Raw genomic sequence first — 15594 nt, 5'->3', positions numbered from 1 at the left:
GCTAGACCAGCGCGTTGGCCGCGATCAGGCTGCGATAGAATTCGGCTGACAGCTTCGGCGTTCGTTTCTGCGTCGCGAAGTCGACGTGATACAGCCCGAAGCGTTTTTCATAGCCATCCGACCACTCGAAATTATCCATCAGGCTCCAGTGGAAATACCCCCTTACGGGGATGCCTTCCGACGTCGCGCGCTGCAGATGCGTGAGATAGTTCCTGAGATACATGACGCGGTCGAGGTCGTGGATCTTGCCGTCACCGGCCGGCCGGTCGGCGGCCGATGTACCGTTCTCGCTGATATAGATCTGCTTGACGTTCCAGACCTTGGCGACATTGCGGGGCGCCCAATACAGCGCCTCCGGCCCGATCCGCAGCCAGTCCGAATCCATGCGCGGGAACGAGGTCGGGAACGGCACCAGTGCGAAGCCGTTTTGATCCCCACTCGCTACCACATAATATTGCGGCATGTAGACGTTGAGACCGACGAAATCGACGGGGGAAGAAATGATCTTCAGTTCTTCGGCGGTGAAGCTCGGCGCATTCTTGCCGGCATAGGCCAGGAATGCATCGGTATATCTGCCTTCGAGAATGACGGTCATGTAGCCGCCATTCATCTCGCGCGTTGCGATTTCGGCTGCGCGGATATTGGCAGGCGTCTCAATGGCCGGGACGCAGGATGCGACATTCTCGGCGAGGCCAACCCTGGTGTCCGTACGCCCATTGGCGCGGATCGCCTGCACGGCCATGCCGTGGCCCAGTGCGACGTGATGGCGAACCTGGTTGAGCTGCGACTGTGGCAGCTTGAGGCCGGGCGCGAGCTCCACCGGGCCGTGGCCGTAGCCGAAATCCACGAAGGTGCCGCATTCATTGATGGTGAAGATGTTTTTGACGCGGTCGGTGATGCGCTGTGCGACATGGGCGGCATAATCACCAAACGCCTTCGATGTATCTGGCGACGCCCAGCCGCCCACGCGGTCCTGCAGCGCCTGTGGCAGATCCCAGTGATACAGCGTGGCGTATGGCTCGATGCCATTGGCCAATAGCTCGTCGATGAGGCGGTTGTAGAAATCCAGCCCTTGCGGATTGGGCGTGCCCACGCCGGTCGGAAATACGCGCGACCATGACATGGAGAAGCGATAGGCCTTGGCGCCCAACGCCTTCATTAGCTGGATGTCTTCCTTGTAGCGACGGAAATGATCCACCGCGTGGTCGCCGTTGCCGCCGCCACGGATCTTGTTCGGCGTGTGCGAATAGCTATCCCAGATTGAGGGGCCGCGGCCTTCGGCCGAGACGGCGCCCTCGATCTGATAGGCCGACGTTGCGGTGCCCCAGACGAAATCCGCCGGAAAACGCCGGTCGTTGGGAAGCGCCGCCGGTGTGACCGAGACTGTTTGAGCCCCGGCCTGCGCAGTCGGGACGGCGAGGCCGGCGGCGAGCGCGCCGGCCGCTCCGGCAAAATCGCGGCGCGTGAAACGATGGGACACCGGTACTCCCTGCTATCTGCAAATGTGACGATCAATCGTCATGCGGTTCATGATAGTTCTCTGCGCCGCCTTTCCAATAGCCTGACGCCTTGACCCACGCCTTGGGATGCTGGCGCTCGTCGACAAGAATCTTGCGGAGGCGCTTGGCGCCTTCGGATTCCGCGGCGATGAAGGCGTAGCCGTCGCCAACGGGAAGTTTGAGGCTGCGCAGGGCATCTTCCATCAGGGTGGTCGAACCGGCGCTCTGCTGGCCACGATGCAACCAGTTGATGGTGACGGAGGCCTTGGATGCGAAGATCTGCTCCTCGGCAGCATCGGCGACTTCCGCGATCACGATGGCCCGTGTGGCAGGACGCAGTTCATCAAGTCGGCGGCCGATGGCGGGCAGGGCAGTTTCGTCGCCGATCAGCAGGTACCAGTCGAAGTCGTCCGGCACCACGAACGAGCCGCGCGGGCCGCCGATACCGACTTTATCGCCTGGCCTCGCTTGGGTAGCCCAGGTCGTGGCAGGCCCCGCATCATGAATGGCGAAATCGATGTCGAGCTCTTTGGCGGCTTCGTCATAGCGCCGCGGCGTGTAGTCCCGCGCGATTGGCCGCGCGCTCTCATCGACCAGCACGCGGCCTTCGCTGAAGGCGGGCATCAAAGGTTCGGTTTCGCCGGGGCGCGGGAAGAACACCTTGACGTGGTTGTCATAGGACGCGCTGACGAAGCCATCGAGGTCGTCGCCCGTGAGGGTGATGCGCTTCATGTGCGGCGTCACGGACGTCACGCGTTTGACGGTCAGCAGACGGCGCTTCAGCTCGTGGCGAACCCGCGTGATGCGATGAAGATCGTTTGAAATAGTGTCTGAAGATGTGTCGATCATGTGGATTCCCGGGGAATCCAGATCGGCCTGTTTGACGCGATGTCGCGCAGGTCGAGCCTGGATCAGGTTCGATCGGCGCGTTGGTTCACGTTAACGCTTACGTGCGGCCTCGCCGAGACAGCAATCACGGCAGAGGTAGCGAAACGTCCTTTTACGTGCAAGCCCGGGATTGTCGCACGTGCTGCACGATGGCGTGAGGCCGGAAGCCTTCTAAACTGGCTGATGTCACCGCATGGACATTGCGGCCTTTCCGGGGGAGAACCGTTTCCGGATGTGGCGGCGTGCCCCCCGAAATTGTTGGACGAGATAGACCTGATGAGCACTGAAGCAAAGTCTCCCACGCGCGTGGCCATTGTTGGCCTTGGCCCGATCGGCCGCAAGGTGGCCGAAGCCCTGGACCGCGGCATCGATGGCCTGGTTCTGGCGGCGGTCGCCGTGCAGAATCCGGAGAAGCATCAGGCGTTCCTGTCCGGTCTCGGCAAGGCGCCGCCGGTGCTGCCGATCGCGGATCTCGTGGATGTCGCCGATATCGTGATCGAATGTGCGCCCGCAGCGTTGCTGCCCGAAATCGTCAAGCCGTTCGTCAGCAAGGGCAAGACCGCGATCGTGCTGAGCGCTGGAGCGCTGTTGTTCAATGAGGATCTCGTTGCGCTGGCCAAGCAGAACGGCGGTCAGATCGTGGTGCCGACCGGGGCGTTGATCGGGCTCGATGCCGTGACGGCTGCCGCCGAGGGCAAGATCTCGTCAGTGAAGATGGTGACGCGCAAACCGGTGAAGGGCCTCGCCGGCGCGCCCTATATCGTCGAGAACAAGATCGACATCGAGAGCATCACCGAACCCCTGAAGATTTTCGAGGGCACGGCGCGCGAGGCCGCCAAGGGCTTTCCCGCCAATCTCAATGTCGCCGTCGCGCTGTCGCTTGCGGGCGCGGGCCCTGATGCCACAACGCTGGAAATCTGGGCCGATCCGGCGTTGACGCGCAACGTTCACCGCGTCGAGGTGGATTCGGATTCCGCACGGTTCTCGATGCAGATCGAAAACATCCCGTCGGAGAACCCGAAGACCGGCCGCATCACCGCGCTGTCGGTGATCGCCTATCTGCGCAAGCAGCGCGCGGCGCTGCGCGTCGGAACGTAAGGCCTACTTGCTGCTCTCGGCTTGATGCGCAGGGGCTATCCGCTGTGCAGTCTCGATTCCCTGGGTCCGGGCGATCCTGGCGAGTTCGCAGCCTTCGCAGTAGCGGCGATCCTTATAGTCGATCCAGTTATGGGCGAAGACACGCTCATTCGGGATGTCGTAGCGGGCCTGCAGCACGCGGACCAACATGCGCCACGCCGCGATCTGGGCATCGGTGGGCGGCTTGCGGACATTGGGGTAGTTGCCGACGAACTCGACCCCGATCGATGAGTCATTGTCGATCTGCTGATAGGTCCCGCTGTTGTCGATATACTTGTTGTCGTTGCGGTTGCCGCGGTTGAGATGGTTCGGCACCGCCCATTCGGGCGTCGACCAGTAAACGGTGCCGTCGGTCTCGATCCAGATGGCGACGCCGCGACGATCGGGTTTCTGCATCTGCGCGACCGCGTTACGCCAGGCGGAGCCGACCGCGCCTTCCGACTGATGCACGACGATGTTGCGCCATTCACGGGCGTGGCGGAGATCGGTCCATGGCCTTAGCCAGACCATGTTGAGGCCGGGAATGTCGGGGGTGCCCCGGGAGCGGGCGGCGATTTCGAAGCTCGAAGGCGTCTGGGCGGTCGCAGGTGTGGCGATCGCGCACAAAACCAGCAATAGCCCGACGACCTGACCTCTCATGTCCCTCGTTTCCGAAGGCGTCTCATAACGCCTCCGGAAAGCGTAACCGAGCCGCGCTGGGAGTCAAATCCGCGGCTCGGTATGATCGTCGCGCTAGGGCAGCCTGCGCGCGTAGGTTGCGCTCAGTTGAAGTATTCGGGCAGGGTGAAGCCGGCGTAGAACTTGTCGTTGCGGATCGCGGTCTTGAACGTGTCCGATTGATAGGCCGCAACGATGTCCTTCGCCCATGGCGCCTCGGCATTGCCCCGGCGGACAGCCACGACATTGGTGTAGGGCTTGGTCATTTTTTCCAGCGCGAAGGCCTCGGTCAGCTTCAGCCCGCTATAGATCGCGAAATTGCCCTGCACGGCGGCGAAGTCGGCATCGCCAAGGGCGCGCGGCGCCTGCGCATTCTCCAGCGGCACGATCTTGATGCCCTTTGGATTCTTGATCACGTCGAGCTCGGTGACATCGACGGGGTTGTTGTCCTTGATCTCGATCCAGCCGAGGTCGCGCAGGATCCACAATGCGCGCTGCAGGTTCACGGGATCATTGGGCACCACCACGGTCGCGCCGGCCTTCACGGCATCGGATGTCTTGTGCTTGGTCGAATAGAGACCCATCGGCGGCGTCGGCACCGTGATGATGCCGGTGAGGTCGGTCTTCTGGCGCTGGTTATAGCTGTCGAGGAACACCGTGTGCTGCATCACATTGGCGTCGATGTCGTTCTTGAACACCGCGGTGTTGGCTTCCAGGCCGGTCGAGAACTCGTAATATTTGACAGTATAGCCCTTCTTTTTCAGCTCGGGCTCGACGCCCTTCTTGAAGCCGTCGATATAGGGGCCGGGCACGAAACCGACCTTCAGTTCAGGCTTGGTGGCAGACTGCGCGTCGGCATGATCACCAAAGGAGACGAGTGCGAGCATCGCGGCGGCGATGACGGAGAGGGCGGTCTTCATTGTCGTTGTCTTTCAGGGAATGTCAGAATGGGATTATTTCGGCGCCCAGATCTTCACGTCGCTGGCGTCGACCTTCACGGGGATCAGCTTTTCGTTGAAGAACGCATCGGCGATGATCTGCTGCTCGGACAGGCCGGCTTTGGTGACGGCGCCGACCTTGTAGGAGCGGTGGCTGTTGGCTTCCTCGACAGTGGCGGCGTCGATGCCCCACAGGCTTGAGAGGAGCTTGGCGGCTTCCTTCGGCTCGGCCTTGGCCCATTTGCCGGTCTCGTCCAGCTTCTTGAAGATCACGTTCAGCACGTCGCCGCGCTTGTCGGCATAGGCGGCCGATGAGAGATAGTAGCGCTTGTAGCTGGCAAGCCCGTTACTGCCGTCCGCGAGCACGCGCGCGTTGGATTGGCGCTGCGCGCTGGTGAGGAACGGATCCCATGCTACCCAGGCATCGACATTGCCGCCGACGAAAGCAATGCGGCCGTCGGCCGGCGGTAGATAGGCCGGCTGGATGTCCTTGAAGGTGAGGCCGGCCTTGCTCAGCGCAGCGAGCAGCAGGAAGTGGCTGCCGGCACCCTTGGTCACCGCGACCTTCTTGCCCTTGAGATCGGCGACCGTCTTGAGCGGCGACTCCGCTGGAACCACAATCGCCTGTGCGGCTGGCGAGGCGGCTTCCTCGGCGATGTAAGCGAGCTTGGCGCCGGCCGCCTGCGCGAATAGCGGCACGGTGTCGGCGACATCGGCGCCGAAATCGACATTGTTGGTATTGATAGCCTCGAGCAGCGGCAGGCCGCTGGTGAATTCATGCCAGCTGATCTTCACGCCGAGCGGCGCGAGCGCCTTCTCCAATTCGCCATTGGTCTTTAGCACGGCGATCAGCGTCGACGACTTCTGATAGCCGATGCGCACCGTGTCCGGCGTCTGCGCGCAGGCAAACGATACCGACAGCATTGAGGCCACGGCGGCCAGTTGCAGCGCCCGGGTGCGCCGGAACACGAAGCGTTCGATGAAGCGGGCGATGTGGATCGGAAGCATGTTGGGACTGCTTTGCTGATGATGTTTCGTGAGCAGCAAAGGTGCGAGAGCGGCTCGTTTCCGTCAATGAAATGGCCAACTGTAGTTCCGGGCGCGGCGATGCAGGCATGCTGCGATGGCCTTGTTGTGCAGCGGAAACGTTCTCTGCATGCCTTCCGGGTGGCGCCGGAAGAGCAGGTTATTTCCCTGCGGCGGAGATGAAGCTGCTCCCGGAGCTGACCTTCGGATTGCAAAACTTGCAGACTGCCCGCGACCTTTGAAAGCACAATCTTCGCAATCGCGCGTAGCGTTTCAGCATCACGCCCTGCATCGCCCGGGCGCAAATGGAGCAACAGCGCATGTCCTATTCCCGACGATCCGTGGTCGCAGGTCTCTCCGCAGCACTGTTGCTGTCAGCCGGGCTGATGGCATCGCCAGCCGCGGCACAGGAGCTGAAGGAAATCCGCATCGGCTTTCAGAAGGCCGGCATCTTCCCGGCGGTGAAGCAGCGCGCGACGCTCGAAAAAGTATTCAAGGAAAAGGGCATCAGCGTCCGATGGGTCGAATTCCAGTTCGGGCCGCCGATCCTCGAAGCGATCAACACCGGCAATGTCGACTTCGGCTATGCCGGCGACGCGCCGCCGATTTTCGCGCAGGCTGCGCGTGCCAATCTCGTCTATATCGCCGCCATCCCGTCGCGCGGCTACAATCAGGGCATCGTGGTTCCCGAGAATTCGCCGATCAAGACGCTCGCCGATCTCAAGGGCAAGAAGGTCGGCTTCGGCAAGGGATCGAGCGCACATAACACCATCATCGCCGCGCTGGAGAAGGCCGGACTGACCTATGCGGATATCACGCCGGTCTATCTTGGCCCCGCCGACGCGGTGGCGGCATTCGCCGGTGGCAATATCGACGCGTGGTCGATCTGGGATCCGTATCTGGCGCTCGCCGAGGGCAAACAGGCGCGGGTGATTGCCTTCTCCAAGGACGTGCAGGATTCCATTTCGTTCTTCCTCGCCAACAAGGATTTCACCACCAGACACCCGGACATCGTCGCGCTGTTCAACAAGACCTTTGCCGATGAAGGAAAGTGGGCCGAGGCCAATCGGCCGGAGGTCGCAACGAAGCTTCAGGAGGCGACCGGCGTCGACAAGGCAGCGACCACGCGGGCCGTCGAGCGGTCGAACTATACGGTGGTGCCGATCAACGACCGGATCATTGCTACCCAGCAGGAGACTGCGGATCGCTTCCACAAGCTCGGCCTGATCCCCAAGGCGATCAACGTGAAGGACATCGTCTGGACCTGGACCCCGGGCTCCTGAGCTCCCGAAAACTCGCCGGGAGACGATTAGCGCTGTCACCAGCCGTCTCCCGGCACTCTTTTACTCCCGCAGGCCATTGAAACCGCTGGATTTTCCTCATTTATGCAGTGCGGTTGAAATAATGCCCGAAATCAGTAGGTTGCCGCCACGGCGCCCGCGACACGCAGGCCGGCCCCGTGCTTCACAACTGCGCAGAAACGTCATTCAATGAACGCTCCCCTGTCCAAGCCGACCGGAGCGCCCGTGCCAGTTCTCGATCCGCAAGATCCTGGCCAACAAGGGCGTGCCATCATCTCCTTCGATGGTGTCAGCAAGATCTTCCCGTCGCGGAAGGATTCCGCCGAGGTGAAGGCGGTCGACAATATCGACCTCGTCGTTCCCGAAGGTGCCATTGTCGGCGTGATCGGCAAGAGCGGCGCCGGCAAGTCGACGCTGATCCGCCTGATCAACGGACTTGAACAGCCGACCCACGGCAAGGTCACCGTCGACGGCCTCGACATCGGATCGCTGGACGAGAAAGCGCTGCGCCAGGCGCGCCGCTCGATCGGCATGATCTTCCAGCATTTCAACCTGCTGTCGTCGCGTACTGCGTTCGACAATATCGCGCTGCCGCTGGAGATCGCCGGCACGCCGCGCAAAGACATCAAGGGAATCGTCGAGCCGCTGCTCGACATGGTCGGCCTTGCCGACAAGCGCGACCGCTATCCGGCCGAACTCTCCGGCGGTCAGAAGCAGCGCGTCGGCATCGCACGCGCGCTCGCCACCAAACCGAAAGTGCTGCTGTCGGACGAGGCGACTTCCGCGCTCGATCCCGAGACCACCGCGCAGATCATCGCGCTGCTCAAGCAGATCAATGCCGATCTCAACCTGACCATCCTCTTCATCACCCATGAAATGTCCGTGGTGAAGAAGCTCGCGCAGCGCGTCGCCGTGATGGAAGGCGGCCAGATCATCGAGCAGGGCACGACCTACGAGATCTTCTCGAAGCCGACCCACGCCACGACCAAGCGTTTCGTCGGCGAAGTCACCGGCGGCAATGTGCCGGAATGGCTGCAAAGCAAGCTGCTGGCCGATTACGCACCGGGCCGTCAGGCGGTGATCCGCATCGCCTTCACCGGCGCCGATGCCGATGAGCCCGTACTCTCACGGCTAACGCGTACCTATGGCGTGGACTTCAACATCATGCATGGCCAGATCGAATATGTCGCCGACCATCCGTTCGGCACGCTGATCGCCTCCGTCGCGGCCGAGCCGGAATTGCAGGCGAAGCTGATCGCCGATCTCACCGCGACCCGTAACACCGTGGAGCATCTCGGCTATGTCGCCTGAACTGATCAACATGATCCTGTGGTCGACGCTGGACACGCTCACCATGGTGGCGCTGGCTGGCATTTTCGGCACGCTGGCCGGATTGCCGCTCGGCATCTTCCTGGCGACCAGCCGCGCCGGTGAGCTGTTCCCGGCGCCGAACGTCAATCGGCTGCTTGGCCTCGTCGTCAATGCCACGCGCTCGACGCCGTTCATCATTCTCGTCGTCGCCATCGTGCCGCTGACGCGCCTGATCGCCGGCACCTCCATCGGCACCAGCGCCGCCGTGGTGCCGCTGACCATTGCCGCGACGCCGTTCATCGCGCGCGTGATCGAAGGCGCCATCCGCGAAGTCGATCAGGGCCTGGTCGAAGCCGCGCGTGCCTTTGGCGCCAGCCCGTTGCAGATCGTCTGGAAGGTGCTGCTGCCGGAAGCGATGCCGGCGGTGACGCTGGCGCTGACGCTCGCGACCGTCAGCCTGATTGGTTATTCGGCCATGGTCGGCGCCGTCGGCGGCGGCGGGCTCGGCGATCTCGGTATCCGCTACGGCTATCAGCGCTTCATGCCGGAAGTCATGGCGACGGTCGTCGCCGTGCTGATCTGCCTCGTGCAGGGCGTGCAGAGCCTTGGCGACTTCATCTCGCGCCGCCTCGACAAGCGCACGCGACATTCCTGAGTGGTCACCCGCTGCAGCGGGCCCGCTCACACTCGTTTACTCACAATGGAAAACACAATGTCTCTTCGTCGTTACTTTCTCTCCATCCTCGCCTTCGCCGCGCTCACCGGTGCTGCGTCAGCCGAGACCATCAAGGTCGGCGTGACGCCGGGTCCGCATGCGCAGGTGCTGGAAGCTGCCAAGGCCGTCGCCGCCAAGAAGGGCCTCGACATCCAGATCATCGAATTCTCCGACTATGTGGTGCCGAATGCGGCGCTGGAAGCCGGCGACCTGCAGGCCAATTCGTTCCAGCATCAGCCCTATCTCGACAACCAGGTGGCCGATCGCAAATACAAGATCGTCGCTGTCGGCAACACCATCAACTTCCCGATGGGCATCTATTCGAAGAAGGTGAAGACCTGGGACGAGGTGAAGTCGGGCGCCACGCTGGCGATCCCGAACGATCCGACCAATGGCGGCCGCGTGCTGATCCTGCTGCGCGACAAGGGCATCATCAAGCTGAAAGACGGCGTCGGCTTCAAGCCGACTTTGCTCGACATCACCGACAATCCGAAGAAGCTGAAGATCACCGAAGTCGACGCCGCGCAGCTGCCGCGCACGCTGCCTGACGTCGACGTCGCAGGGATCAACACCAACTACGCGACCCAGGCCGGTCTCGATCCGGTGAAGGACGCGATCCTGCGCGAGGACCCGAAGGGCCCGTATGCGAACATCATCGCCGTGCGCGCCGCCGACAAGGACAAGCCCTGGGTGAAGACGCTGGTGGAAAGCTATCAGTCGCCGGAAGTGAAGGCGTTCATCGACGAGAAGTTCAAGGGCTCGGTGCTCGCTACCTGGTAGGGTCCTTCTTTTCCCTCCCCCTTGCGGGGAGGGTGGCCGGCCGCTTGGCCGGTCGGGTGGGGGTGCCACAAGCGGCGCCCTCACGTGGGGCAACCCCCACCCCGGCCTCCGCTTCGCTCGGCCGACCCTCCCCGCCTAGCGAAGCTTCGCTTCGCGCGAGGGAGGGATTCCTCTGGCGTCCGTGCGCCATCGCATCTCCAAAATTTCAAAGAGCCACGCGCTCGCATTCTCGCGGCGCCAATGGCGTCCGAGTTTTGCGCATTCCTTCCCACCCTCCCTGTAAGAGGGCGTGCGGAACGCCGGGTGCCCGTTGCACCCTTGGGCCTGATGCGAATGCGGTCTTCCGCAATCTGGAGTGCATCAGGACTTTCGGAAGCACGAGCGATTGCCCAGCGTTCCGCCTGCGGTGTTTTTTCGGTTGCTTGCACATCTGCCTTGGCGAACGGCCCCATCACCAAAATTAGTGTCCCAGGGCGGAGGGACAGGGTAGCCGCAAAGCACTTGGCCGAACGCGTTTCGATTTGGTCGTCCGTCACACTGTCCAGGGGTCTTTCGATCTCAAGGTCGGCCGTGTCCTTGCCAGTGGCAGTGCTGGCGCAGATCCGTCCTGCCCGAAGACAGACGTCCCCCATGAACCGCGTGACGCCGCATCTCCGGCGTCCACCGCATCCAGCCCCGCGAACGTGACGATCGCGCTCGCCCCTCTCATCGGGGCCGGACGAGGGGGAATATAAACCTTATAGGGATTTTGTCAACGAGAGGTAGGAGAAAATATTCTTGCCCGCCCCACACTCGTCATTCCGGGGCGCGGGTGCGCCTTCGCGCACGCGAACCCGGAATCTCAGCATGGGAATCTCTAGTCAGCGCAAAACACTCTGAGATTCCGGGTTCGCGCTTCGGCGGCATTGCCGCCTTCGCGCGCCCCGGAATGACGAGCAGAGGTGGCCCGGCCTACAGCCGGACATCCCATTTCCACACGCCATCTCCTTGAAATCCAACCGCAATCCGCCGGTCGCAGCGGGCAGGGGATGCGACCTCGCATGAGGTTGAGACGCGCCGCGCAACGTGTTACCTGACGCGGCACGCGGGTATAGCTCAATGGTAGAGCAGCAGCCTTCCAAGCTGAATACGAGGGTTCGATTCCCTCTACCCGCTCCAGCCCCATTTCTCTCAAAGTCCCGAAATATCAATGCGTTGTAGACGCTTGGCGTCTTCGGTCAAGCAGACGTTTCGAAGCATGTGGATGAGTCTTCGGGCGCACTTAGGGCGCAAGTTGCCCTTAAGTATTTGATCCTGAATCGATTTTCAGAATATCGCTTAAGACACTATATCTTCACGCTGAGTACACAGCCCTGCGACGAATTTGCGCGTCGCTCAACCTGTGAGTGCGAGGAGGGTTTGAGTGAATCCGCGGGATACCTTGCGCGTGGGAGTGACCATCTGCCGGATGTATGACTCTACGAGATCAACTTTGGTGAGGTAGCAGTCGCCCGATCAGAGCACAGTAGACGCTGGCGCTGCTTTTTCCACTTGAGATAGAGTCTTTAAAGATCCGGGGGCAGACCATGCGCGGCATTTTGGTGGCGGTCTTATTTTTGAGTTTGCATCTGTCTGCGTTCGCCCAGGACAAGCGCCCGCCGATTCATCGGGCAGACCAAATTTCCATGACTATTGACGTCATGTGGAATGCCCGGGCCGCCGTCACGAAATATCCGCTGGACCAGCGCATCAATCTTTACGCGACGGTGTCGAAGCGTCTGACGCAATGTGGACTGCTATACGCCGTGATCAACAAAGAGGCGCCCAAAGAGAAGAAGGACGCACAAACCAGCGCAACCTTCGACGGCGTCAGTCGTGTCTACACGCTCGCCGGCTCGATTACATATCCAGAGACCGGAGCGCCGTATCAAAGAATGCTCGAAAGCTCTTTGGCTGAGATCACCAAAATGAAAGAAGAAAACGATCGGGTAAAACCCGTCATTATTTTGAAGAGTTGCAAGGATCTTGCCGGCACCGAGGAAGAAGCAGCGAAGGCAATTGCGCGATTGCCGTTCGAATAAAACAGTGTGCGTATGGCTGTAACCAAAGAGTTCAAAGCTCCTGCGTGATTTAGCCTTCAGACCCGTCTCTAATGTTCATCTGTGCCCACCAAATAAGTCTGCATGAAACGTTCGATATCTCGGCAGCCACGTTCTCAACTTGTTCAGCCGACATGTTCTGAAGCTCCATCTTGAATTCTGGTCGGCGGCGCACGGTAGTGACCGCTGTGCCAAGTTTTCCTTTTTTGCGCCCGAGGTGCCATTGGCCATGAACCACCTTGTCGCGCTGGCCGCGAGCAGAAGTCGCATCATTAACGATGCCGCTGATCTCTTTGAGTAGATCGGGCTGATCGCTCAAAAGAAGATTGACGCAGCCGCGAAATAGCTTGGCTCGCCGGTCAAAGGCTTGAGGCATATTCTTCGGCACGATCGCTTTCGCGGCAGGGTGCCTAAGCAGTCTCCCGAGAAGAGTATCGAACTCGATTTCAAGGAATGACCATTGGGCAGTCACGTGCCCGATGGCGCGCATTGTGTCGTCGTCGATCAGCAGTTTGACGGCCAACTTCTTGCGTGGTGAGTTCATCGAGAACGCCCTTGCTGAAAGAGGTAGTAGCGATCACGCAACTTCACGATTCATGCAGCGATGCCGCGCTCAAATTCGAGCTACAATAGAGGATCACATAAACGAAACTAGCAAGGGAGGTGTATGGAGTACCTGTAGGCCTCTCTAGATAAACCATCGCCAAAGATGCTCTAACAGTTGGCCGAAGTGCTTTTTACCGAACTCGAGCAATGCCGCTTTCGCTACGGTAATGCTTCCTTCTCTAACCGTTCCCGCGAAGCGCCGTCCCAACACAGCTAGACGCTCAAGTGCGAGTTTCACGTATCCTGCGCTTATGGACTGTGACTGAAATTTAGTGAGCGTGCCCTGAAGGCCTTCAATCACGAAGTCCCGCTCATGCGGGTGTTTGGCTGCGTAACCGTTATCACCCCGAACTTCTTCGATGACGGTCTGTAGAGATGCAACTGCACTCTCAAACTCGACGTCTCCCCGCTCAATCCTAATTGGAGTCCACTCCTCATCAGGATTTTCGAAGTCTCTCAGGCTTATTCCCAAGTTATCGTAAGCGTTATCCACGCCGTATAAGGCAGGCACCAGCCAGTCATCAGTTCTGCCGGCAGCATGGTACGAAGCAAATGGCAACGCTTCATCAATTGTAAGCTCGTCGAACTTTTCGTCGAAATCTGGATTCTTGAAATAGATCGGCGGCCCGAAAGTGTCATATTTTACGGCGATCATTTCTCGCTCGGCCAACCACGATATCGCTCGATCCCATACGAGCATACGATCTAGAAGACTGCCTGGCTCTGGACTGCCATCGTCGTCTCGTGGATACTTTGCGCGTATTTTATACTCGGTCAGCGGGCCGGACACTGTGCCTAAGACCGCAGCAACCGCTAACGCGTAATACAATGGCGCCCGTGCAACGTACTCTGCTTTGTCCATCACACCCCACAATCTCTGCGAGCATAGCGGTTAGTGCTATAATTTAGCAATGGCAGGGTGTGTCGGCCAAGATACTGAATATCGCTGCGCTCATCCGGGCTGTGCTTGCGACACTTTCGAACTCAACGACGTCTCGATAGCTTGTGGCCGCCTCCCATCCGGTCAATAACGGTGCCGCGTCATCCAAAGCGAGCCCGATATCCCCATGACAGACCCCCATTATTTCCCCGCCGCAAACGCTTGGGACAAGGTCGATCCGCGCGCCGCCGGCTACGCCCCCGACAGGCTCGCTGCTGCCGTCGCATTCGCGCAGGCCAATGAAACGCCGTGGCCGCGCGGCTTCTACTACGACGACGGCCGCTATGCGCCGAATGTGGACTGGAATGAGACCGGGCCATGGAGCGCGGTGCTGGGGCCGGTGCGCGAGCGCGGTGGCTCGGCGGGCATGGTGCTGCAAAATGGTCGCGTGCTGGCGGCGTGGGGCGAGATCGCGCGGGCGGACATGACCTTCTCCATCGCCAAGAGCTATCTCGCCGTGCTGGCGGGCCTCGCGGTCGATGACGGGCTGATCGGGGATATCGACGAGCCGGTGGGCAAGCGCGTGCCCGGGCCGCTGTTTGCGGATGCGAATAATGCCAAGGTTACCTGGCGGCATCTCTTAGAGCAGACCAGCGAATGGCGCGGCGAGCTGTTCGGCAAACCCGACCAGATCGATCACAACCGTCTGGTCGCGCCGAATGCCGACAATAGCCGCAAGGGCGAGCTGCGTGAGCTGCAGGCGCCGGGCAGTTTCTACGAATATAACGATGTGCGCGTGAACCTGCTGTCGCTCTGCCTGCTGAATCTGTTCAAGCACCCGCTGCCGGAGGTGCTGCGTGCGCGCATCATGGATCCGATCGGCGCGTCCAGGGACTGGGAGTGGGTTGGCTATGAGAATTCCTTTGTCGAGATCGGCAGTCAGCGGATGCAGTCCGTGCCGGGCGGCGGCCATTGGGGCGGCGGCATGTTCATCGGCGCGGAGGACCATGCGCGCTTCGGCCTGTTGATGGCGCGCGGCGGCGACTGGGATGGCAAGCGGCTGCTGTCGCAGGCTTGGGTCGACGCGATGTGGGCGCAGTCGTCACAGCAGCCGAATTACGGCTTCCTGTGGTGGCTGAACCGCGGGCCGCATGCCAACAAGAGCGCGCCGGACACCGCCGTCTATGCGTTAGGGGCCGGCGGCAACATGATCTGGATCGACCGCGACGCGGAGATGATCGCGGTGACGCGGTGGCTCCCCAGCGCGAAGGCGCCGGAGTTCATCCGGCAGCTGATCGCGGCGCGGATCTAGAACGCTTCCGTTCGGACGTGGAGCTTTAAAGCTTGCACCTTGGCGGTGCCGCGCAAGGGAGGCAACGCAGGCAGGGCGTTGCGGGATAGCGCATTCTTCCGCTTCCGGATGAGCCGCTGCTCGGCTTCCGCGTTGCTTTATCTCAAGCCGATTCCGGTCGTGAGATAAACGGCGATCAGGAAGGCGCAACCTGCCAGTGGCAGGGCAATCAAACGTAAAATTTGTGCTTCCGAAATCATCTGAGGCACCTATGTCGGCGGCTTCGATGGGAAGATGGCAGTTTATGCTTAATGCGCGGTAAATAGCTCTCCGGCCAGTCGTTGCGTCCGGCATCGAGCAGGGCCCGTATCAACCCGTCATCTCGTCCAGCAGTGCCTGCGCCAGTCCCTTCTGCGCATCCGGCAACTGATCGCGGCGCGGATCCAGGACGCTCCCATTCAGAACGCAGACGTCGCCTCCCATGCAA

General features: G+C 60.9%; 14 protein-coding genes and 1 tRNA gene. 8 read left to right on the top strand and 7 right to left on the bottom strand.

Annotated features, from left to right (window positions below; genetic code table 11):
• Position 1: 1 nt before the first annotated feature.
• Together CHC01_RS13035 and CHC01_RS13030 are read right to left on the bottom strand one after the other, a co-directional pair.
• Positions 2–1480 (bottom strand): GH1 family beta-glucosidase, encoded by a 1479-nt coding sequence (locus CHC01_RS13035; RefSeq protein WP_089264755.1) that lies wholly within the window; start codon positions 1478–1480, stop codon positions 2–4.
• A gap of 31 nt (positions 1481–1511) precedes the next feature.
• Positions 1512–2348: a siderophore-interacting protein gene (locus tag CHC01_RS13030; protein ID WP_089264754.1), complete on the bottom strand. Its 837-nt coding sequence runs from the start codon at positions 2346–2348 to the stop codon at positions 1512–1514.
• Between the two features lie 315 nt (positions 2349–2663).
• Between CHC01_RS13030 and CHC01_RS13025 the strand changes: the two genes are divergently transcribed.
• Positions 2664–3485 carry an aspartate dehydrogenase gene (locus tag CHC01_RS13025; protein ID WP_089264753.1) on the top strand — a complete coding sequence of 274 codons (822 nt, stop codon included), beginning with the start codon at positions 2664–2666 and terminating at the stop codon, positions 3483–3485.
• 3 nt (positions 3486–3488) lie between these two features.
• On the opposite strand, the gene CHC01_RS13020 is transcribed toward CHC01_RS13025, so the two are convergent.
• The 3 genes from CHC01_RS13020 to CHC01_RS13010 form a co-directional block, all read right to left on the bottom strand.
• Complete coding sequence (locus CHC01_RS13020) at positions 3489–4163, bottom strand: peptidoglycan recognition protein family protein (RefSeq protein ID WP_089264752.1); 675 nt, start codon at positions 4161–4163, stop codon at positions 3489–3491.
• Positions 4164–4285: 122 nt separating this feature from the next.
• Positions 4286–5101, bottom strand: coding sequence for a MetQ/NlpA family ABC transporter substrate-binding protein (locus tag CHC01_RS13015; protein WP_089264751.1), 816 nt, complete (start codon positions 5099–5101; stop codon positions 4286–4288).
• Between the two features lie 33 nt (positions 5102–5134).
• Positions 5135–6043: an aliphatic sulfonate ABC transporter substrate-binding protein gene (locus CHC01_RS13010; protein ID WP_089265635.1), complete on the bottom strand. Its 909-nt coding sequence runs from the start codon at positions 6041–6043 to the stop codon at positions 5135–5137.
• Positions 6044–6465: 422 nt separating this feature from the next.
• Between CHC01_RS13010 and CHC01_RS13005 the strand changes: the two genes are divergently transcribed.
• The 6 genes from CHC01_RS13005 to CHC01_RS12980 all read left to right on the top strand — a co-directional run bounded on the left by CHC01_RS13005 (position 6466) and on the right by CHC01_RS12980 (position 12312).
• On the top strand, positions 6466–7428 hold the full coding sequence (locus CHC01_RS13005) for an aliphatic sulfonate ABC transporter substrate-binding protein (protein WP_089265634.1): 963 nt from the start codon (positions 6466–6468) through the stop codon (positions 7426–7428).
• Between the two features lie 207 nt (positions 7429–7635).
• Complete coding sequence (locus CHC01_RS13000; protein WP_089264750.1) at positions 7636–8757, top strand: methionine ABC transporter ATP-binding protein; 1122 nt, start codon at positions 7636–7638, stop codon at positions 8755–8757.
• A complete protein-coding gene (locus CHC01_RS12995; protein WP_068732062.1) occupies positions 8747–9412 on the top strand; it encodes a methionine ABC transporter permease in 666 nt (221 codons plus the stop codon). The genes CHC01_RS13000 and CHC01_RS12995 overlap by 11 nt, the downstream gene beginning before the upstream one ends.
• 45 nt (positions 9413–9457) lie before the next feature.
• Positions 9458–10252 carry a MetQ/NlpA family ABC transporter substrate-binding protein gene (locus CHC01_RS12990; protein ID WP_502695650.1) on the top strand — a complete coding sequence of 265 codons (795 nt, stop codon included), beginning with the start codon at positions 9458–9460 and terminating at the stop codon, positions 10250–10252.
• Positions 10253–11336: 1084 nt separating this feature from the next.
• A tRNA-Gly gene (locus CHC01_RS12985) sits at positions 11337–11410 on the top strand.
• A gap of 407 nt (positions 11411–11817) precedes the next feature.
• Positions 11818–12312 (top strand): hypothetical protein, encoded by a 495-nt coding sequence (locus CHC01_RS12980; protein ID WP_089264748.1) that lies wholly within the window; start codon positions 11818–11820, stop codon positions 12310–12312.
• Positions 12313–12361: 49 nt separating this feature from the next.
• Here the strand turns inward: CHC01_RS12980 and CHC01_RS12975 are convergent, their stop codons facing one another.
• Both CHC01_RS12975 and CHC01_RS12970 read right to left on the bottom strand, forming a co-directional pair.
• Positions 12362–12874 carry a hypothetical protein gene (locus CHC01_RS12975; protein ID WP_089264747.1) on the bottom strand — a complete coding sequence of 171 codons (513 nt, stop codon included), beginning with the start codon at positions 12872–12874 and terminating at the stop codon, positions 12362–12364.
• A gap of 144 nt (positions 12875–13018) precedes the next feature.
• Positions 13019–13591, bottom strand: coding sequence for a hypothetical protein (locus tag CHC01_RS12970; protein ID WP_141137098.1), 573 nt, complete (start codon positions 13589–13591; stop codon positions 13019–13021).
• Between the two features lie 412 nt (positions 13592–14003).
• Here CHC01_RS12970 and CHC01_RS12965 point away from each other — a divergent pair, with 412 nt between their 5' ends.
• On the top strand, positions 14004–15128 hold the full coding sequence (locus CHC01_RS12965) for a serine hydrolase domain-containing protein (RefSeq protein ID WP_089264745.1): 1125 nt from the start codon (positions 14004–14006) through the stop codon (positions 15126–15128).
• Positions 15129–15594: the final 466 nt, after the last annotated feature.

The sequence above is a fragment of the Tardiphaga sp. OK246 genome (assembly GCF_900188215.1).
Taxonomy (GTDB): Bacteria; Pseudomonadota; Alphaproteobacteria; order Rhizobiales; family Xanthobacteraceae; genus Tardiphaga; species Tardiphaga robiniae.
Note: the sequence above shows the minus strand (reverse complement) of the source record. Positions and strands in the feature narration are given on the sequence as shown.